Annotated in this window: 15 protein-coding genes and 1 pseudogene; 8 read left to right on the top strand and 8 right to left on the bottom strand. The window is 72.7% G+C overall.

All coding sequences use genetic code 11. The features are described 5' to 3' along the window. The first annotated feature begins 41 nt into the window (after window positions 1-41). From pdxR to ACN6LB_RS03215, 3 genes are all read left to right on the top strand, one after another. Window positions 42-1,544, top strand: a complete 1,503-nt coding sequence (gene pdxR / locus ACN6LB_RS03225; protein ID WP_445024457.1) for a MocR-like pyridoxine biosynthesis transcription factor PdxR — start codon at window positions 42-44, stop codon at window positions 1,542-1,544. A gap of 195 nt (window positions 1,545-1,739) precedes the next feature. Beyond that, on the top strand, window positions 1,740-3,335 hold the full coding sequence (locus ACN6LB_RS03220) for an alkaline phosphatase D family protein (protein WP_445024456.1): 1,596 nt from the start codon (window positions 1,740-1,742) through the stop codon (window positions 3,333-3,335). Between the two features lie 122 nt (window positions 3,336-3,457). After that, window positions 3,458-4,894: a GNAT family N-acetyltransferase gene (locus ACN6LB_RS03215; protein ID WP_445024455.1), complete on the top strand. Its 1,437-nt coding sequence runs from the start codon at window positions 3,458-3,460 to the stop codon at window positions 4,892-4,894. A 69-nt stretch (window positions 4,895-4,963) separates the two neighbouring features. Here the strand turns inward: ACN6LB_RS03215 and ACN6LB_RS03210 are convergent, their stop codons facing one another. Then, a complete protein-coding gene (locus ACN6LB_RS03210) occupies window positions 4,964-6,247 on the bottom strand; it encodes a trans-sulfuration enzyme family protein (protein WP_445024454.1) in 1,284 nt (427 codons plus the stop codon). 60 nt (window positions 6,248-6,307) lie between these two features. On the opposite strand from ACN6LB_RS03210, the gene ACN6LB_RS03205 reads away from it, so the two are divergent. Both ACN6LB_RS03205 and ACN6LB_RS03200 read left to right on the top strand, forming a co-directional pair. After that, window positions 6,308-6,889 (top strand): Lrp/AsnC family transcriptional regulator, encoded by a 582-nt coding sequence (locus ACN6LB_RS03205; RefSeq protein WP_356141424.1) that lies wholly within the window; start codon window positions 6,308-6,310, stop codon window positions 6,887-6,889. A gap of 32 nt (window positions 6,890-6,921) precedes the next feature. Next, a complete protein-coding gene (locus tag ACN6LB_RS03200) occupies window positions 6,922-8,613 on the top strand; it encodes a DUF885 domain-containing protein (protein ID WP_445024453.1) in 1,692 nt (563 codons plus the stop codon). A 55-nt stretch (window positions 8,614-8,668) separates the two neighbouring features. On the opposite strand, the gene ACN6LB_RS03195 is transcribed toward ACN6LB_RS03200, so the two are convergent. Then, window positions 8,669-9,088: a GNAT family N-acetyltransferase gene (locus tag ACN6LB_RS03195; protein ID WP_445024452.1), complete on the bottom strand. Its 420-nt coding sequence runs from the start codon at window positions 9,086-9,088 to the stop codon at window positions 8,669-8,671. Window positions 9,089-9,116: 28 nt separating this feature from the next. Between ACN6LB_RS03195 and ACN6LB_RS03190 the strand changes: the two genes are divergently transcribed. Continuing rightward, entirely contained in the window at window positions 9,117-10,028 is a 912-nt protein-coding gene (locus tag ACN6LB_RS03190; RefSeq protein ID WP_445024451.1) for an ATP-grasp domain-containing protein, read from the top strand. On the opposite strand, the gene ACN6LB_RS03185 is transcribed toward ACN6LB_RS03190, so the two are convergent. The 3 genes from ACN6LB_RS03185 to ACN6LB_RS03175 form a co-directional block, all read right to left on the bottom strand. Beyond that, a complete protein-coding gene (locus ACN6LB_RS03185; protein ID WP_445024450.1) occupies window positions 9,997-10,842 on the bottom strand; it encodes an SDR family oxidoreductase in 846 nt (281 codons plus the stop codon). The two genes, ACN6LB_RS03190 and ACN6LB_RS03185, sit on opposite strands and share 32 nt — an antisense overlap. Window positions 10,843-10,934: 92 nt before the next feature. After that, window positions 10,935-11,450: an Imm21 family immunity protein gene (locus ACN6LB_RS03180; protein ID WP_445024449.1), complete on the bottom strand. Its 516-nt coding sequence runs from the start codon at window positions 11,448-11,450 to the stop codon at window positions 10,935-10,937. A gap of 54 nt (window positions 11,451-11,504) precedes the next feature. Continuing rightward, window positions 11,505-12,062, bottom strand: a complete 558-nt coding sequence (locus tag ACN6LB_RS03175) for a rhodanese-like domain-containing protein (protein WP_356141436.1) — start codon at window positions 12,060-12,062, stop codon at window positions 11,505-11,507. 161 nt (window positions 12,063-12,223) lie between these two features. Between ACN6LB_RS03175 and ACN6LB_RS03170 the strand changes: the two genes are divergently transcribed. Further along, the gene (locus ACN6LB_RS03170; protein WP_356141438.1) at window positions 12,224-12,670 is read left to right on the top strand and encodes an Lrp/AsnC family transcriptional regulator; all 447 of its coding nucleotides are present in this window, start codon (window positions 12,224-12,226) and stop codon (window positions 12,668-12,670) included. A gap of 20 nt (window positions 12,671-12,690) precedes the next feature. Here ACN6LB_RS03170 and ACN6LB_RS03165 read toward each other — a convergent pair whose 3' ends face one another. The 3 genes and pseudogenes from ACN6LB_RS03165 to ACN6LB_RS03155 form a co-directional block, all read right to left on the bottom strand. Beyond that, on the bottom strand, window positions 12,691-15,690 hold the full coding sequence (locus ACN6LB_RS03165) for an AAA family ATPase (RefSeq protein WP_445024448.1): 3,000 nt from the start codon (window positions 15,688-15,690) through the stop codon (window positions 12,691-12,693). Further along, window positions 15,687-16,850, bottom strand: a complete 1,164-nt coding sequence (locus ACN6LB_RS03160) for an exonuclease SbcCD subunit D (protein ID WP_445024447.1) — start codon at window positions 16,848-16,850, stop codon at window positions 15,687-15,689. Before ACN6LB_RS03160 ends, ACN6LB_RS03165 begins: the two co-directional genes overlap by 4 nt. Before the next feature lie 203 nt (window positions 16,851-17,053). Next, window positions 17,054-17,197, bottom strand: a pseudogene (locus ACN6LB_RS03155) (electron transfer flavoprotein subunit alpha/FixB family protein); the annotation flags it as partial. Between the two features lie 464 nt (window positions 17,198-17,661). On the opposite strand from ACN6LB_RS03155, the gene ACN6LB_RS03150 reads away from it, so the two are divergent. Further along, entirely contained in the window at window positions 17,662-18,237 is a 576-nt protein-coding gene (locus tag ACN6LB_RS03150; RefSeq protein ID WP_445024562.1) for a calcium-binding protein, read from the top strand. The last annotated feature ends 133 nt before the right edge of the window (window positions 18,238-18,370 follow it).

Here is an 18,370-nt window from a genome sequence, read left to right as displayed (position 1 = left end):
GACGCTACGAAGGGCCGCGGTCCGGTTTAAGGTCCACTTCCATGACACCTTCGGGGACCAGTTCGGACGGGACGCAGGAAACGACGCCGCCCAACGCCACGCCGGCGACGCCCGCCCCTCCGCCCGGCGCCGAACCGTGGGCCGCCGCCTGGGAGCTGCTGCTGCCGGCCGCCGCGGCCCCGGCACGCGCGCGTGGCCGTACGTTGCGCGAGGCGTTGCGGGCGGCGGTCCGCTCCGGCCGGCTCACGCCGGGCACCCGGCTGCCGTCCAGCCGTGAACTCGCCGCCGATCTCGGGGTGTCGCGGGGGCTGGTCACGGAGGCGTACGAGCAGTTGACGGCGGAGGGGTACCTGCGCAGCGGCCGGGGCGCCGGGACGTGGGTCGGCGCCGCCGCCCGGGCCGCCCGCCCCCACGCGCGCGATCTCGCCCCGCGCCCCGCAGGCACCCGGGCGGACTTCGTACCCGGCACGCCGGACCTCTCGCTCTTCCCGCGCGCCGCGTGGGCCGCCGCCCAGCGCACGGTGCTGGCCGAACTGCCGCACCACGCGCTGGGCTACCCGGATCCACGCGGGCTGCCCCAGCTGCGTACGGCCCTGGCGGAGTTGCTCGCACGCCGCCGGGGCGTGGTCGCGGACCCCGAGCGGATCGTCGTGGTGTCCGGGGTCGCGCAGGCGACGACGCTGCTGGGGTTCGTGCTGCACGCACGCGGGATGCGCCGTGCCGGCGTCGAGGACCCGGGGAGCCCGCAGCACGGTGCGCTGTACGCCTCGGCCGGTATCGAAACCGTGGCGCTGCCCCTGGACGAGGAGGGCCTGGCCATCGGTCCCCTGAAGGCGTCGGGCGTCCGGTCGGTGGTGACGACACCCGCCCACCAGTTCCCCACCGGCCTCGCCTACTCCGCACGGCGCCGCGCGGAACTCCTCGACTGGGCACGCTCGGTGGACGGTCTGGTCGTCGAGGACGACTACGACGGGGACTTCCGCTACGACCGTGCCCCCGTGGGCGCCCTGCAGGGCCTCGACCCCGAACACGTCGCCTACACGGGTTCGGTCAGCAAGTCCCTCGCGCCGGGGCTGCGGCTCGGCTGGCTGCTCGTCCCGGAGTCGCTCGCCGGGGCGGTCGTCGAGCGCAAACGCACGATGGATCTCGGCCATCCCGCGATCGACCAGGCTCTGCTGGCCCATTTCGTGGAGCGGGGTGACTACGACCGCCAACTGCGGCGCTGCCAGCGTGCCTACCGGGAGCGGCGCGACGCCCTCGTATCCGCCCTGGAGGAGCACTTTCCGGGCACGGAGGTCTCCGGGATCGCCGCGGGCCTGCACGCCATCGCCGCACTGCCGGGACGGTACGGACCGCCGGACCGATTCCTGAAGCTCACCGCGGCGGCCGGGGTGGCGGTGCGACCACTGACGGACTACGCGTACGGCGACGGGGCCGAGGAATCAGCCGACCCCCGCATACGGCTGGTGCTCGGCTACGCCCACCGGTCCCCGGCCCGGATCCGCGAAGGGATACGGCTGATGGCGGACGCCGTGCGGTCCTGAGAGACCCCGCCCGCGCGGGCCGCACACCCGCGCCGCCCCTCGTGGCCGACTTGCCCCGCCCGGGACACGCCGTGAACGCCCGCAGGCTCCCTTGTCCGCGCGGTCAGTTGTTCACTTGTGGTTTCCGTGTGCGCTGCGACGCACCAGTAGTTGTGGCTCTGCACACTGGCCGAATCCGTCCCCGGAGGCGCATTCATGTCGCACCGTCCGTCCCACTCCTTCCCCGGTCGCCGCAGCGTGCTGCGCGGCTCCCTCGCCGCGTCCGCGGCACTGACCGTGCCCGCAGCGCTCGGGGCGGCCCCGGCGCTCGCCCTGTCCGGGCGGCCGAAGGCGGGGTGGGGCGTCCAGGCGGGCGATGTGACCGCCCACTCCGGCCTGGTGTGGGTCCGCTCCGACCGGCCGGCCCGGATGATCGTCGAGACGTCCGCGACCGAGTCGTTCCGCAACCCGCGCAGATGGCACGGCCCGCTGCTGGGCGCGGACACCGACTTCACCGGCACGACGCGACTGCACGGACTGCCGGCCGGCGAGCAGATCCACTACCGGGTGCTGCTCGCCGACCCGGACGACCCGCGCCGCACCGGCGAACCGGTCCCGGGCACCTTCCGTACGACACCGCTCGGGCGGCGCGACGGCGTGCGCTTCCTGTGGTCGGGCGACCTGGCGGGGCAGGGCTGGGGCATCAACCCCGACCTCGGCGGCTACCGGATCTACGACGCGATGGCCAGGCTCGACCCGGACTTCTTCCTGTGCAGCGGTGACAACATCTACGCCGACGGACCCATCTCGGCGACCGCGGCGCTGCCCGACGGGAGCACCTGGCGGAACATCACGACCGAGGAGAAGTCCAAGGTCGCCGAGAGCCTCGCCGAGTTCCGCGGCAACTTCCGCTACAACCTGCTGGACGAGAACCTGAAGCGGTTCAACGCGCAGGTGCCCTCCCTCGTCCAGTGGGACGACCACGAGGTGCGCAACAACTGGTACCCGGGCGAGGTGATCGCGGCCACGGACACCCGCTACACCGAGAAGAGCGTCGACGTGCTGGCCGCCCGTGCGCGCCGCGCGTTCAGCGAGTACTTCCCGATCTCCACGCTGCGGCCGGGTGCCGACGAGGGCCGGGTGCACCGCGTCATGCGTCACGGACCGCTCCTCGACGTGTTCGTCCTCGACATGCGGACGTACCGCAACGCGAACTCCCCTGACACGCAGACCACCGACCCGCAGGGCATCCTCGGCGCCGAGCAGTTGGCGTGGCTCAAGCGCGAGCTGGCGGCGTCGCGTGCCGTGTGGAAGGTGATCGCCGCCGACATGCCGCTCGGCCTGGTCGTACCGGACACCACCGAGGGCAAGCCGAACATCGAGGCCGTCGCGCAGGGCGACCCGGGCGCGCCCCTCGGGCGTGAGCTGCAGATCGCGGAGCTGCTGCGGTTCGTCAAGCACCGGAAGATCACGGGCACCGTCTGGCTGACGGCCGACGTGCACCACACCTCGGCGCAGCACTACCAGCCGTCGCGGGCCGCCTTCACGGACTTCGAGCCGTTCTGGGAGTTCGTGTCCGGCCCGCTCAACGCGGGTGCCTTCCCGGCGAGCGCGCTGGACGCCACGTTCGGACCCGAGCGGGTGTTCGTGAAGGCGCCGACCGCGTCCAACGTCTCGCCCGCCGGCGGCTACCAGTTCTTCGGTGAGGTCGACATCGACGGCGACAGCGGGGAACTGACGGTCCGGCTGCGTGAGCAGGACGGCACGGTGTTGTTCACACAGGTGCTGCAGCCGGGGCGGGTCGGGCAGTAGTTCTCGTACCGGCCTCGCTGCGCGCTCTCGTACAGGAATGAACAAAAAGGGCGGAACGACACTTTACCGATCAGTCACAAACCGTTCGTGATCACGCAACACCGTTCCTCCACAGTGGCTGCATGACTCCAGACATCTCTGATGTGACGCGTGCGAAGCACGGTCGCCCCGTCCACCACTGGCGACGGGACGTGATCGAGCTCGCCGCCCTGTTCACGGCGGTCGCGGTCGCGGACGCCGTCGCCAACCTGATCGGCCATGGTCCCGACGGACCCGTTCTGCTCGGGATCTCGGCCGCGGTCCTGGTCGCCACGGCCGGGTTCCACACATGGTGGGCACGGCGCCACGGTCACGCACCGCCGGAGACCGATACCGGTACCCGGCCGACCGCGGCAGCAGCGCGGGAGGCCGGGCCGGCCGAGGAATCCGCGGGATCGCCGGAGGCCGCGGCGACCGTGCTGTGGCGCATGCGGACGACGGTGAAGGACGAGCCGGGGTCGCTGGCCTCGCTCTGCACCGCGCTGGCGCAGCGGCAGGTCGACATCCTCAGCCTGCAGACGCACCCTCTGGCGGAGGGCACCGTGGACGAGTTCCTGCTCCGCGCGCCCGCCGGCCTAGCCGCATCCGACCTCACCCACGCCGTCGCGCGAGCGGGCGGCACGGGAACCTGGATCGAGCGCGCCGACGCCCACGATCTGGTGGACGCCCCGACGCGCGTCCTGGGCCTGGCCACCCGTACGGCTCTCGACGCCGCGGAACTGCCCCTTGCCCTGCGGCAGTTGCTCGGCCGTTGCACCATCCGCTCGCTGCCCGCCACCTCGCCCACGTCCGGCCGGAGCCAGGAGAGCGCCCCCGTCGAGGGCGCACTTGAGGACACGGTGATGCGGCTGCGGGCGCCGGAAGGCGGGGTGATCACGGTGGAACGGCCGTATCTGCCGTTCACACCCACGGAGTTCGCGCGGGCGCGGGCCCTGGTCGAACTGGACGCACGGCTCGGCCCGCGCATCCCGCGCGGGCAGGACGTGCTGACCCTGCCCGAGGGCAACGCGATCACCGTACGGCGGGCCGACGTGTCGGACGTGGAGGCCGCGAAGGCGATGCACGAGCGGTGCTCGCCGCGCACGCTGAGCATGCGGTACCACGGCCCGGTCGGCGACGCGGCCCGCTACCTCAACCACCTGCTCAGCCCGCGCTTCGGGCGCACTCTCGCCGTGCAGACGGCCTCGGGGCGCATCGTGGGGCTCGGCCACCTTCTCTGGGACGGCGACGAGACCGAGATCGCGCTGCTCGTCGAGGACGACTGGCAGCGGCGCGGCATCGGCGGCGAACTGCTCGGCCGTCTCGTGGAGATGGCCGTCGAGGCGCACTGCGAGAACGTGTACGCCGTCACGCAGGCGTCCAACACCGGGATGGTCGCCGCGATGCGCGGCCTGGACCTTCCCCTCGACTACCAGATCGAGGAGGGCACCCTGGTCATCACGGCCCGGCTGGACAGCGTCTCCGCCGCCTCGCACCTGTCCTGCGAAGCGCCGTGCGGAGAGCAGGGCGGACGGGAGTAGGCAGACGGCGCGCCGGGGTCCGGGGACCACCACCCCGGACCCCGGCCATCCGTCTCGGCGGCCTCGCCCTCAGAGGCCGGAGGTGCTGAGATCCTCGAACTCGGCCCCAAGGACGGCACCCGGCCCGCCCAACGCGGTGTCCAGGTCCGCCCAGAGATCCTCGACGTCCTCCAAGCCCACGGACAGGCGCAGCAATTGGTCGCTGACTCCCGCGTCGCGACGGTCCCGGGCGTCGACGATGCGGTGGCTGATGGACGCCGGATGCTGGATCAGGCTGTCGACGCTGCCGAGGCTGACGGCCGGGGTGATCAGGCGGACCCCGGCGATGACCTCGTGGGGGTCGCCGACGACCTCGAAGGCGAGCATGCCGCCGCCGATGCGCGGATAGTGGACGCGGGCGACGCGCGGGTCGGCGGCCAGCCGGCCGGCCAGTTCCGCCGCGTTCGCGGAGGCGGCGCGCACCCGGACCGGCAGCGTCGACAGGCCCCGCAGCAACAGGTATCCGGCCAGCGGATGGAGAACTCCCCCGGTCGCGAACCGGACTTGGCGCAGCTGCCGGGCGAACTCCTCGTCGCAGGCGACCACTCCCGCCATCACGTCACCATGTCCGCCCAGGTACTTGGTGGCGCTGTGCAGCACCAGCCGGGCGCCCTGCTCGGCCGGGCGCTGCAGCACCGGCGTGGCGAACGTGTTGTCCGCGAGGAGCGGCACGGAACCGCAGGCGTGTGCGACAGCCCGCAGGTCGAGTTCGGCAAGCGTCGGGTTGGCCGGGGACTCCACCATCACCAGGCCCGTGTCGGGGCGCAGCGCGTCCGCGATGCCGGCCGGGTCGACCCAGGTCACCTCCGAGCCCAGCAGCCCTGCCGTGAGGAGATGGTCGCTGCAGCCGTACAGGGGGCGTACGGCGACGACATGGCGCAGGCCCATCGCGTTGCGTACGAGCAGCACGGCGCTCAGTGCGGCCATGCCGCTCGCGAAGGCGACCGCGCTCTCGGTGCCTTCGAGCCGTGCCAACGCCGTCTCGAAGCGGGCCACTGTCGGGTTGCCGAGGCGGCCGTAGACGGGCGGGCCCTCGGGTTCGGCACCCTCGGCCGCGAACGCGTCGATCCGCGCGGCCTCGCCTCGGCTGTCGTAGGACGGGTAGGTCGTCGACAGGTCGATCGGCGCCGCGTGCAGGCCCTGCCCCGCCAGGTCCTCGCGGCCCGCGTGCACCGCCTCGGTGGCGAGGGCCCGGACGGGGAACGCGCCCCGACCGCTCTGGTCCCGCCGACCGTTCTGGCCGTTCTGGCCGGTTCTGTTCACATCACCCTGTGCGCCATATGCGCCGTATGCGTCATAGCTGCCGGAGTTCATGGGCAGAAGCCTGAACACCGGCCGGGGTTCGAGCGCCGGGTGCCGTGTTACGTTCGGGCCATGGCCGAATCCGTCGTACTCGATCCGGTGGATCTTCATCTTCTACGGCTGCTGCAGAACGACGCGCGGACGACGTACCGCGATCTCGCCGCGCAGGTCGGCGTCGCCGCCTCGACCTGCCTGGACCGGGTGACCCGGCTGCGTCGCGCCGGGGTGATTCTCGGCCATCAGCTGCGGCTCGACCCGGCGAAGCTGGGCCGGGGCCTGGAGGCCCTGCTGTCCGTGCAGGTCAGACCGCATCGGCGCGAGCTCGTCGGGCCGTTCGTCGAGCGGATCAGGGCGCTGCCCGAGTCACGCACCGTCTTCCACATCACCGGTCCCGACGACTACCTCGTCCATGTCGCGGTCGCGGACATGGCGGATCTGCAGCGGCTGGTCCTCGACGAGTTCACCTCGCAGCGCGAAGTGGCCCGGGTCGAGACACGGTTGATCTTCCAGCAGTGGGACTGCGGCCCGCTGCTGCCGCCCGCGCGCGAGGCGCACCGCGCACCGTACGTGCCGTCCTCGGCACCGCATCGCGAGAGCCCCGCATCCACGCGGCCGGACCCGCACGCGGCCATGCCCTCAGCTGAATCCTGCTGACGCGGCCCCCGTCCTCGTATGAGGATGGCCGCATGTCAGAGACGAAGAGCCCGCTGCCCCGCGAGGTCGCCGACACTTATGTCGACGAACTCATCGCCCTCGATCCGATCACCGGCACGTACCTCGGCGTGAAGGAGAGTTCGAGCAGGTTGCCCGACACCTCGCCGGCGGGCCAGGAGGCTCTCTCGGAGCTGGCGCGGGTGACCCTCACGCGGCTCGACGAGGCCGAACGGCAACCGGGCGCGGACAGCGACATCGAGCGCCGGTGCGCGCGGCTGCTGCGCGAGCGGCTCACGGCCGAACTCGCCGTCCACGAGGCGGACGAGGGCCTCCGGGCGGTCAGCAACCTGCACTCGGTCGCCCACTCGGTGCGCTCGATCTTCACTGTGACGCCGGCGAACACGGACGAGGACTGGGCCGCGATCGCCGAGCGGCTGCGCGCGGTGCCGGCAGCGCTGGAGGGCTACCGCGCGTCCCTCGCCCTCGGCCTGGAGCGCAAGCTCCCCGGAGGCCCGCGGGCGACCGCGACGTTCATCGGGCAGCTCACCGAGTGGTCGGACCCGGAGGGCAAGGGGCGCGGCTGGTTCGAGGACTTCGCCTCGGCGGGTCCCGAGGAGCAGCGCGCCGAACTCGACGAGGCAAGCCGCGCGGCGACACGTGCCGTCGTGGAGCTGCGCGACTGGATGCGCGACGTGTACGCACCCGCCATCGAGGGCTCGCCGGACACGGTGGGCCGCGAGCGGTACGCGCGCTGGTCGCGCTACTTCAACGGTACGGACCTCGACCTGGACGAGGCGTACGCGTACGGCTGGGCCGAGTACCACCGTCTCCTCGCCGAGATGAAGGCCGAGGCCGAGAAGGTGCTGCCGGGCGCCGCGACGCCGTGGGTCGCGCTCGCGCACCTCGACGAGCACGGCACGCACATCGAGGGCGTCGACGAGGTCCGCGCATGGCTGCAGGGCCTGATGGACCAGGCGATCGAAAAGCTCGACGGCACGCACTTCGAACTCGCCGAGCGGGTACGGCGGGTGGAGTCCCGCATCGCACCGCCCGGCAGCGCGGCCGCCCCGTACTACACCCCGCCGTCGGAGGACTTCGCGCGCCCCGGCTGTACGTGGCTGCCCACCATGGGCGAGACCCGCTTCCCCGTGTACGACCTGGTCTCGACCTGGTACCACGAGGGCGTTCCCGGCCATCACCTGCAACTCGCGCAGTGGGTGCACGTCGTCGAGGACCTCTCCCGCTACCAGGCCACCGTCGGCCGCGTCAGCGCCAACTGCGAGGGCTGGGCGCTCTACGCGGAGCGGCTGATGGACGAGCTGGGCTTCCTCACGGACGCCGAGCAGCGCCTTGGCTACCTCGACGCACAGATGATGCGCGCGGCCCGTGTGATCGTCGACATCGGCATGCACCTGGAGCTGGAGATCCCGGCCGACTCGCCCTTCCACCCGGGTGAGCGCTGGACCCCCGAGCTGGCCCAGGAGTTCTTCGGCTCCCACAGCAGCCGCCCGGCGGACTTCGTGGAGAGCGAGCTGACCCGCTACCTCTCGATGCCCGGCCAGGCCATCGGCTACAAACTCGGCGAGCGGGCCTGGCTGCTGGGCCGCGAGAACGCGCGACAGCGCCACGGCGACGCCTTCGACGCGAAGGCATGGCACATGGCCGCCCTGTCCCAGGGGTCGCTGGGTCTCGACGACCTGGTGGACGAGCTGTCCCGGCTCTGACGGTACAGCGCGTACCGGCCGGTCGTACGGCTTGTGCGGCGTACGGCGGCTGGGCTCAGGTCAGTTCCATGAGCCCGGCCGCCGTGTCCCGGAATCCGCAGCTCGCGTAGAACGGCTCCCACTCGGCTTCGTAGTCGACGTGCAGCCATTGCGCGCCGCGAGCGCGCGCCTCCTCGGCCGCCGCTCGCACCAGGCGCCGGCCCAGGCCCCGCCGCCGCTCGTCGGGATGGACCGTCGTGTCCAGCACGAAGGCGTGCAGGCCGCCGTCACCGACGACGTTGACGTATCCGACGAGTCTGCCGGCGGCGTCACGGGCCGCGATCCACACCAGGCTGCGCGCCAGCACCGGGCCGAATGACGTGGTCCGGTGCCCCGGCCAGGCGGCGGCGAACAGGTCGTTGAGTTCGCTGTCGTCGAGCGGCGGGCTGACCGCGGTCGTCGTGGCGTGGTCGGGTGCGGGCGTTCCATGGCTCATTCGGGCATCCCACCACGGAGACCACCTCATGATCACCCGATTTCTCCTCTGCGCCGATCCCCTGCGGCCCGTCCGCCCCGACCCGGCCTTCACCGAGGACGCCGCGGCCGTACGAGCGGTGGGTGCCGGGCTCGCCCTGCTCGATCACGACGCTCTGCTCGCCGGAAATGCCGAGGAGGCGGTACGTCGGGTGCCGCGGGACTCGGGCGCCTACTGGTACCGGGGCTGGATGATCCCGGCACTGAAGTACGGGGAGTTGGAGGCGGCCCTGCGGAATCGGGGCTGCGTGCTGCGGACTTCGGCCGCACGGTACCGCAGGGCGCATGAACTGCCGGGCTGGTACGGGGTGTTCGAGGCGCTCACGCCGTCCAGTGTCTGGCTGTCGGCGGCACCCGGTGAGCCGCCGGCACCTGCGCAGCTGGCCGAACTCGCGGCACCGCTCGGCTCGGTGGCCGCAATCGTCAAGGACTACGTCAAGTCCCGCAAGCACGAGTGGGAGGAGGCGTGCTACGTACCCGACGTCTCCGATCCCGCCCGGCTGTCAGCCGTCGTGCGGCGTTTCTTCGCCCTCCAGGAGGACTCGCTCGCCGGTGGCCTGGTGGTGAGGGCGTTCGAACCCTTCGTACGGGGTGGTGAGGCTCGGGTGTGGTGGGTGGACGGTGAGGCCGTCCTCGTCACCGCACACCCCGACACCCCTCACGACCGTCCCGCGCCGGTCCTCGACGCCGTGCGTACGGCGGTCGCCGCGCTCGACTGCCGTTTCGTGACGACCGATCTGGCGCTGCGCGAGGACGGGCTGTGGCGGGTGGTGGAGGTCGGTGACGGGCAGGTGAGCGGGCTGCCGCGGGGCGCGGACGCCGGACGACTCCTCGAAGCGCTCGCCGGCGCCCGCACCGCGGCTTCGGACGTCAGCGACGGAAACCGCCCTCCGAGTCGATGACCTGCCCGGTGACCCATCCCGCCTCGTCCGTGGCGAGCCAGGCGATCAGACGGGCGGGGTCGTCCGGCATCCCCCAGCGGCCGGCGGGGAACATCGCGGCGACGGCCGCGTGGTCGTCGCCGGTCAGGTAGCCCGTGTCCACCGGACCGGGGTTGACGGTGTTCACGGTGATGCCCCGCTCGGCGAGCGTGGTCGCCAGTGACCGGGTGATCGAGGCGAGGGCGCCCTTCTGCAGCGCGTACGCGATCTCGCCGGGCATGCCTCCCGCGATGTCCTGACCGGAGGTCATCATCACGACACGGCCTCCCGGGGTATCCGGCGGCAGTGCGGCGCGCAGCCGGGCGTGGGCCTGGACGAGGAGGAGCACCGAGCGTGCGTCGACCGCCCAGTGTGCGTCGAGCATGGTGGCGTCGATCGTGTCGAGGGTGCCGTCGGATCCGCTGAGCGCGTGGTTGGCGACGAGGATGTCGAGCCGCCCGCCGAGCGCCTCCGCGGCGGTTTCGACCAGCCGGGCCGGGACCGCCGGGTCGGTGAGGTCGCCCGGCCCGTCGACGACCCTGGCCTCGGGGTCGCCCAGCACCTCGCGCACTTCTGCGGCCACGGCCGTCGGGCTGTCGGCGCCCCAGGGCATGGCGACGTCGTGCGGCACATGGTGGTGCAGATACACGCTCGCGCCGTACGCGGCGAGGCGTCGGGCCACGGCGAAGCCGATGCCGCTGCGCCTGCTGGCGCCGGTGACCAGGGCGGTACGCCCGCGCAGCGGAAGCGGGTCGCGGCGGAGCTCTTCGGGGGCAGGGGGCGGGAGTTGGGGCATGGTCGGTCATGATGCCCGGGTGGCGCGGGGCTCCGCACGTCCATTTCCGACAGGGTGGGCTCGCCCGAGCTTCCCGGCCGAGCCGAGCCCGGTCAGTCCGTGAGCCGTCGCAGCTGTACGAGCCCGAGCCAGGTCTCCGGGCGGGGCTCGACGTAGGCCGCACGCACCGCGTACGCGCCCGCGGCCAGCGGAACCCTCAGATGGTCCGTGCGGGTCGAGGCGTGTCCCGGGCGTGCCGCGTCGAACAGGACCACGGCGCCCGGCACACTCCACCGCACCTCCGGCTGCCATGCCGCCGAGGCGAGCGCGGCCGGGACTCCGGACAGCACGTCCGCCTCCGACGCGGCCGCACACCACCGTACGAAGGTGGAGTGCTCCGGCAGGAACGACGTCGAGGCCGGATCGTCGCCGAGGACCAGGGCCCTGCTGTCCCCGACGGGCACGAGACCGATGGAGCCGTCGACCTCGCAGGCCCGGTCGTAGTCGGAGGACAGGTCGTCGCCGTCCGCCCCGGCCCAGAACGGCAGCACGACCTCCGGGACCGCTATGAGCGGTCCGCCGCCCGACTCCACCCACTTGACCGTACCCGCGTCCGCGTATCTCGCCATGGGCCGAAGCTACACGCCGCAAGGACCTTCGACGTCCGGGTCCGGCCGACCGGTTCAGCAGCCGCAGTCCTCGGCGTCCACCGGCGCGGTCAGCGGGTCGGCGTCGCGCCGCTCGCGGCCCTCCCAGGTCTCGAACTCGAAGCCCTCACGCACCCAGTACTCGAAGCCGCCGAGCATCTCCTTGACCTGGAAGCCGAGTTCGGCCAGGGCGAGAGCCGCGCGGGTGCCGCCGTTGCAGCCGGGGCCCCAGCAGTACGTGACGACCGGCACCGACTTGTCGAGGAGTTGCTCGGCCTGCTCGGGGATGAGCGCGGTGGGCAGGTGGACCGCGCCCGGCACATGTCCCTGGTCCCAGGACGCCGTGGAGCGGGAGTCGAGGACGACGAAGCCCGGGTCGCCGCCGGCCGCAAGGGCGCCGGCGACGTCGGACACGTCGGCGTGGAAGGCGAGGCTCGCGGCGAAGTAGGCGGCGGCCGCGGCCGGGGACGCCGGGGCGACGCGCAGCACGGGGTTCACGGCGGTCGTCGTACCGCTCGCGCCGGAGACGGTGCTCGACGTGCTGCTCGCGCCGGTGACGGCGGTCGAGGTGCTGCTCGCGGTGCTCGTGGTCATGGTGGCCTTCCCTCCCGGTCCCGCCGCTCCCGGTGCGTTGTGCCGCACCGGACGTTCGGAACTTCCTGACCAGAAATCTACGTCCGGTGATCCACTTCAAGAAGTGGCGATCCACGGGATCACTCTTGATCGGCCGGGGATTTCCCTGTTATCTCTCGGACATGACCGCGTATTCCCCGGACGCCACCGACTGGCGCATCCTCGATGTCCTCCAGCGCGAGGGCAGGGCCAGTTTCGCCGAGCTGGCCCGTGCCGTCTCGATGTCCCCGAGCGCGGTCACCGAGCGGGTGCGCCGCCTGGAGGAGGCAGGTGTCATCCAGGGGTACGCCGCCGTCGTGGACCCGGAGCGGCTCGGCCTGCCGATCCTCGCCTTCGTCCGGCTGCGCTATCCGACCGGCAACTACAAGCCCTTCCACGATCTCGTCGCCGTGACGCCCGAGGTCCTGGAGGCGCATCACGTGACGGGCGACGACTGCTTCGTCATCAAGGTCGCGGCACGCTCGATGAGCCACCTGGAGGAGGTGTCGGGCAAGCTCGGCGCGCTGGGGTCGGTGACCACGAGCGTCGTCTACTCCTCGCCGCTCCCCCGCCGCCCGCTGGGCCACTGACGCAGACCCTTCCGGCCGCGTCAGCGCACGCCCCGCTGCCGTACGACCGACCCCGTTCGCTCCTTGACGATCTCCAGCTGTGCGTGGATGCGGCGCCGCAGATCGGCGACATGGCTGACGATGCCGACGCTGCGGTCGCGCTCGCGCAGCGAGTCGAGCACGTCGAGGACCTCGTCGAGGGTCTGGTCGTCGAGGCTGCCGAAGCCCTCGTCGATGAAGAGCGTGTCGAGCCGCACACCGCCGGCCTCGTCGGTGACCACGTCCGCGAGGCCGAGGGCCAACGCGAGGGAGGCGAAGAAGGTCTCGCCGCCGGACAGCGTCGCGGTGTCGCGCTCACGGCCGGTCCAGGCGTCGACGACATGAAGCCCGAGGCCGCTGCGCCCGCGGCCGGCACGGTCGGCGGAGTGGACGAGGGTGTAGCGCCCGGACGACATGCGCTGCAGCCGTACGGTCGCGGCGGCGGCGACCTGCTCCAGGCGGGCGGCGAGTACGTAGGACTCCAGGCGCATCCTGCGCTCGTTGTCCGCGGAGGTGCCCGCGGCGAGGGCGGCCAGCCGGGCCACGCGGTCGTACTCCTCGCGCAGCGGGCCCAGCCGTCGTACCGAGGCGGCCGCCTGCGCGGAAAGCCGGTCGAGGTCGGTGCAGCGGCGGGCGGCCGCGTCCTGTCGGGAGGCGGTGTCCTGCAGCCGTCGGGCCGCGGCCTCGGCCGTCCGCTCGGCCTCCGTCAGATCGGCCAGTGGCTGCTGGGCGGCGGCTGCCGTGTCGGCCTCGGCGAGCACCGCGTGCACCGCTGCCTCCTCCGACTGCCAGACGTCCAGGCGTCGTTGGAGATCACGGTGCGCCGCGTCGTCGAGGAGCGCGGCCGACGCGGCCGCCGGTGTGTCGAACCCGGCGCGGAAGGCCGCGTCGGCAAGCCGGGCGTCGGCGTCCTTGAGACGCTCGGCGGTCACTTCGGCGGTCCGGACGGCGTCCGCGGCGTCGGTGAGCCGTGCGGCCTCCCGCTCCAGCTGCGCGGCGCGCGCGGCCACGCTGTCGGCGGCGCCGCGGGCCTGCGTCAACACCTGCTCCAGGGAGGCTCGTTCCCCGTCGATCGCTTCGCGACGGGAGACCCGGGCGGCGGTGCGCAGGGCCGCCTGCTGCCGGGCGGCCACGCGTCGCTCCTGTTCGAGCTCGGCATGGGCTAGGCGCTCACGAGCGGCGTGCAGCCCGGACGCGGCAGTGCGCGCTCGGGCGTGCTCACGCTCCAACTCCTCGACGTGCGCGGCGAGTTGTTCCGTCGAGGCGTCAGCGGCCTCCGCGGTGGCGGCGGCCAGCGCCTCGCGGACGAGGCCGAGCCGCTGCTCGTGCTCGGCGCGCTCCTCGTCGGCGCGCTGGTAGGCGGCGAGTGCCTGCTCCTCCGCCTCCCGATCGATGTGCCCGTCGACCTTCCGTGCGGGCGCGGGATGTTCGGTGGCGCCGCAGACGGTGCAGGCCTCGCCGTCGGTGAGAGAAGCGGCGAGTTCGGCGGCGATGCCCTTGAGGCGCTGTTCCTTCAGGTCCAGCCAGTGGGCGCGGGCGTCCGTGGCGCGTTCGCGTGCCGCTAGCACGCGCGCGTGGGCGTCCTCCGTGTCGCTTGCGAGCTGGTCGCGCAGTCGGGCCGCCGCGAGGCGCGCTCCGGCGGGGTCGCGTTGGACGGCGAGCTGCTCGGCGCGGGCCGCGGCCTCCTGCGCGGACTCGATGTGTGTCCGCAGGCCGGCGCGAGTCTCCTCCCATGCGGCGAGCCAGCCCTCGGCGTCCTGGAGCGCCTCCTCGTCGGCTCGCTCCTGACGGTCCAGGGAGGCCCGCTCGGTGGTGAGTTCGGTGAGGCGGCGCTCGGCGCGGCGCGCCGACTCCAGGCCGCCCAGCTCCTCGGCCGCCCTGCGGGCCGCCGCGGCGAGCCCGGGTGCGCCCGCGTCGCCGAACTCCGGGGACAGCGCGGCACGCGCGCGTACCTCCTCGGCGGCCGCGCTCCGGTGCTCGGCCTCGGCGGTTTCGCGCAGGTCGAGTGCGGGAGCCACCGCCTCGGCCTTACGGGCACGCTCCATCCGCTGCTGCGCCTCCCGGTGGGCGTCGGCCCGCTCCTCCAGGCGTGCGGCGCGCTCCCGCGTCTCGGTGAACCGGCGCTGCAGTCGGGCCAGTTCGCGGACTTCGTCGAGGTCGCGGTCGGCCTCGGTGTGCGCGGCTGCGGCGGCCGTACGGACGCAGTGGGCGACGGTGAGCCGCTCGCGGGCCGTGCTGCGGGCGACGGCGGCCCAGGACAGCACGGTCTCGGCGACGCCGGGGTCGCCGGGCGCGAGGTCGGGCAGCGGTGCCTCGGCCGTGTCCCCTGCGGCCTGCTGCATGCGGTGAGCGTCGGCGAGCAGCGCCGTGTCCCCGTCGCGCACCTCGGTCTCGGCCGCGCGCCGCCGCTCGGCGAGGCGCTTTTCGACCTCGGCGAAGCGGTGGGTGTCGAAGAGCCGCCCGAGCAGCTTGCCGCGGGCCTCGGCGTCGGCCCGCAGGAAGCGGGCGAAGTCGCCCTGGGGCAGCAGCACGACCTGGCAGAACTGCTCGCGGCTCATGCCGAGCAGTTGGGTGATCTCCTCGCCGATCTCCTGATGGGAGCGGCTGAGGTCCTTCCAGGCGCCCGCCGGGGCGTCGTACTCGCGCAGCAGGCTCTGCGCCTTGTCGGTCGTCGTGCCGGTGCCGCGCTTCTTGGGGCGTTCCCAGGGCGGCTGCCGGGTGACCTCCAACCGGCGTCCGGCGACGGTGAGTTCGAGGCGGACCTCGGTGCGCGTCGCGGGGGTCGCGTGGTCGCTGCGCAGGGTCAGGCCCTGACCGCTCTGACGGGCACCGGGCACGGCCCCGTACAGCGCGAAGCAGACCGCGTCCAGGACGGACGTCTTGCCCGCGCCGGTCGGGCCGTGCAGCAGGAAGAGGCCTGCCGCCGACAGTTCGTCGAAGTCGACGGTCTGTGCCCCGCCGAAGGGGCCGAAGGCGTTGATGTCCAGCCGGTGCAGCCTCATCGGCTGACCTCCCGGGCGGCCTCGTCGGCCCGGACGGCGTCGAACGCGTCGCGCAGCACCGCTTGTTCGTGGGCGTCGGGGCCCGCGCCGCGCACATGGGTCACGAAGTCCTCGGCAATCTGCTGGTCGTTGCGGCCCTCCAGGCGCCGGGCGTAGGAGAGGTCCGGGTCGTCGGGGGCGCGGTCCGGGTCGAAGACGAGGCTGATGGCGTGCGGGAAGCGCTCGGCGAGCCTGGCCATGGGCTCGGCGGGGCGCACCGGGTCCGTGAGGGTCGCCTCGACCCAGGCGTCCTCGTGCCGCTCCAGCGCGGGGTCGGCGAGCAGGTCCTCCAGCCGTCCCCTGATGCGGGCCAGCGCTCTCGGCACGGGGCAGTCGACCCGCTCGGCGCTCAGCGAGCCGTCCGGGCCGAGGTCCACGAGCCACATGGACTTGCGGTGGTCGACCTCCGAGAAGGAGTACGCCAACGGGGAGCCCGAGTAGCGCACGCGCTCGGTGATGGTCTGGCTGCCGTGCAGATGCCCGAGCGCGGCGTAGTCGACGCCGTCGAAGACACCGGCGGGCACGGAGTCGACTCCGCCGACGGTGATGTCCCGCTCGCTGTCACTGCTCTCGCCGCCGGTGACGAAGGCATGGGCGAGGACGACGGAACGGGTGCCCGGCGCGCGCAGGGCCAGGTCGGCGCGGACCCGCTCCATGGCGGCGGTGAGCACCGCCTCATGGCCCGCCTTGTCGACTCCGAGCTCGTCCTTCACCAGCGCCGGCTCCAGATACGGCAGTCCGTAGAAGGCCACGTCACCGTGGGCGTCGGTGAGCACGACAGGGGTGCCGCAGGCCGCGGCGTCGGTGCGCAGATGGATGCCGGCCCGGTCGATGAGGCCGGCGCCGACGCCGAGCCGGCGCGCCGAGTCGTGGTTCCCGGAGATCATCATCGTGGGCACGCCGAGGTCGGCCAGCCGGTGCAGGGCGTCGTCGAAGAGCTCGACGGCGGCGAGAGGCGGCACCGCCCTGTCGTACACATCACCCGACACGACCACCGCGTCCACCGCGTGCTCGCGCACGGTCGCGACAAGATGACCGATGAACTCGGCCTGGGCACCGAGCATGTTCACCCGGTGAAACGCCCGGCCGAGATGCCAGTCGGAAGTGTGCAGCACTCTCATGAAACCGCTCTGACCTGCACGTGTACCCCCCGCGATGCCCCAACAACCAGCACCGACCAGCCCGGACGCATCGGTCGGCACCCACCACGCTAGCGCCTGGCGGCACCTGATTTCCCACCGACCTCACACTGCCGGTCGACGCCGGTCGGCAATCCGCTGGAAATGTCCGTCACTCCGTCACCGGAAATGTCCCTCGACTCAGCTCACCCTCGCTTGACCTCCTCGGTCACGGCGGGGAGCACCGTGCGAAGGTCGCCCACGACACCGAAGTCGACCAGATCGAAGATCGGAGCCTCCTCGTCCTTGTTCACCGCGACGATGGTCTTCGAGGTCTGCATGCCGGCGCGGGTTGGCCCGGCTGTGCTCCCCGATCGGCCTGGACCTCGGTGCGCGCACACCCGAGGAGACGGCGGTGTCCATCACCGCGGAGATCATCGCCCACATCAGCGGAGGCTCGGGCCTGCCCCCTGTCCCAGGGCACGGGCCCGATCCACCACACCGTGCCGCGGAGGCGGCTCTCCCCCGCCAGTTGACAGGCGAGGAGGACGGCACGTGCTGGTCGGCGGCCCAGGAGCCGAGGATGCGCAGCCGTTCACGGGCGCACGGTGAATCCCGAGTCCGGATCGGCCAGGATCGCCCGGGCGGCGCCGCCACCCTGCGCACGCGTGGCCAACGGCGACCGCGATGGCCTTCTTCTCGCTCATGTCAGCAAGTGAGGGCAATCCGTTCCGCCTCGTGCGGTCGAAGCAGGGGCAGTACCAGCCATCGCCCCGGCACCGGATGGCCCGGGGCAGATCCGAGAGGACAACGCATGCGGATACGTAGCTCGCTTGCCGCCGCGCTGGCGGTGGCAGCCTTCACCCTCGTCCCCGCCACGACACCCGCTCTGGCCGCTCAGGAGCCGAGGACCCAGGCGGGAGCGACCTGCATGGGCCAGGTCGCGAATGTCGTCGGCACGGAAGGCGACGACTTCGAGACGGGCACCCCGGGCAACGACGTGGTCGCCCTGCTCGGCGGCAACGACACCTACGCCGACGCGGGTGGCAACGACCTGGTGTGCCTGGGCTCCGGAAACGACATCATGGGGGCGGACGTCACGTTCGTCACCAACTCCGACACGGTGGACGCAGGCCCCGGCAACGACCAGGTGTTCGGCTTCGACGGCAGTGACGTCGTCCTCGGCGGCGACGGCGCCGACGAACTGCACGGCGGCAACGGCACGGACGACCTGCGCGGCCAGGCAGGCGACGACGACCTGTTCGGCGAGGGCGCCAACGACGTTCTGCGCGGCAACACGGGTGACGACTCGGCCGACGGTGGACCCGGGACGAACGATCAGTGCGCCGCCGAAGCAGAGGCCGCCTGCGAGGCGGACCCGTCCACCTAGGGGGTGTTGTGAAAGTCCCGCACAGCACCCACGGCGCCCGGCACGCACCCTCGCCGCACCGGCCGAAGACCCAAGTACGTCCAGTACGAGGACCTTCGTCCGGCACGCCGAGGGCACGCACCGAACACCGCGA

This window comes from Streptomyces sp. SAS_270, assembly GCF_052543295.1.
This window is presented reverse-complemented; position numbering and strand designations above follow the sequence as displayed.

Coding starts and splice junctions, on each gene's coding strand:
- ACN6LB_RS03205 (WP_356141424.1), top strand. CDS start 6,308: ATGGCCGAATCCGTCGTACTCGATCCGGTGGATCTTCATCTTCTACGG.
- ACN6LB_RS03180 (WP_445024449.1), bottom strand. CDS start 11,450: ATGGCGAGATACGCGGACGCGGGTACGGTCAAGTGGGTGGAGTCGGGC.
- ACN6LB_RS03220 (WP_445024456.1), top strand. CDS start 1,740: ATGTCGCACCGTCCGTCCCACTCCTTCCCCGGTCGCCGCAGCGTGCTG.
- ACN6LB_RS03210 (WP_445024454.1), bottom strand. CDS start 6,247: ATGAACTCCGGCAGCTATGACGCATACGGCGCATATGGCGCACAGGGT.
- ACN6LB_RS03150 (WP_445024562.1), top strand. CDS start 17,662: ATGCGGATACGTAGCTCGCTTGCCGCCGCGCTGGCGGTGGCAGCCTTC.
- pdxR (WP_445024457.1), top strand. CDS start 42: ATGACACCTTCGGGGACCAGTTCGGACGGGACGCAGGAAACGACGCCG.
- ACN6LB_RS03190 (WP_445024451.1), top strand. CDS start 9,117: ATGATCACCCGATTTCTCCTCTGCGCCGATCCCCTGCGGCCCGTCCGC.
- ACN6LB_RS03185 (WP_445024450.1), bottom strand. CDS start 10,842: ATGCCCCAACTCCCGCCCCCTGCCCCCGAAGAGCTCCGCCGCGACCCG.
- ACN6LB_RS03215 (WP_445024455.1), top strand. CDS start 3,458: ATGACTCCAGACATCTCTGATGTGACGCGTGCGAAGCACGGTCGCCCC.
- ACN6LB_RS03195 (WP_445024452.1), bottom strand. CDS start 9,088: ATGAGCCATGGAACGCCCGCACCCGACCACGCCACGACGACCGCGGTC.
- ACN6LB_RS03200 (WP_445024453.1), top strand. CDS start 6,922: ATGTCAGAGACGAAGAGCCCGCTGCCCCGCGAGGTCGCCGACACTTAT.
- ACN6LB_RS03160 (WP_445024447.1), bottom strand. CDS start 16,850: ATGAGAGTGCTGCACACTTCCGACTGGCATCTCGGCCGGGCGTTTCAC.
- ACN6LB_RS03170 (WP_356141438.1), top strand. CDS start 12,224: ATGACCGCGTATTCCCCGGACGCCACCGACTGGCGCATCCTCGATGTC.
- ACN6LB_RS03165 (WP_445024448.1), bottom strand. CDS start 15,690: ATGAGGCTGCACCGGCTGGACATCAACGCCTTCGGCCCCTTCGGCGGG.
- ACN6LB_RS03175 (WP_356141436.1), bottom strand. CDS start 12,062: ATGACCACGAGCACCGCGAGCAGCACCTCGACCGCCGTCACCGGCGCG.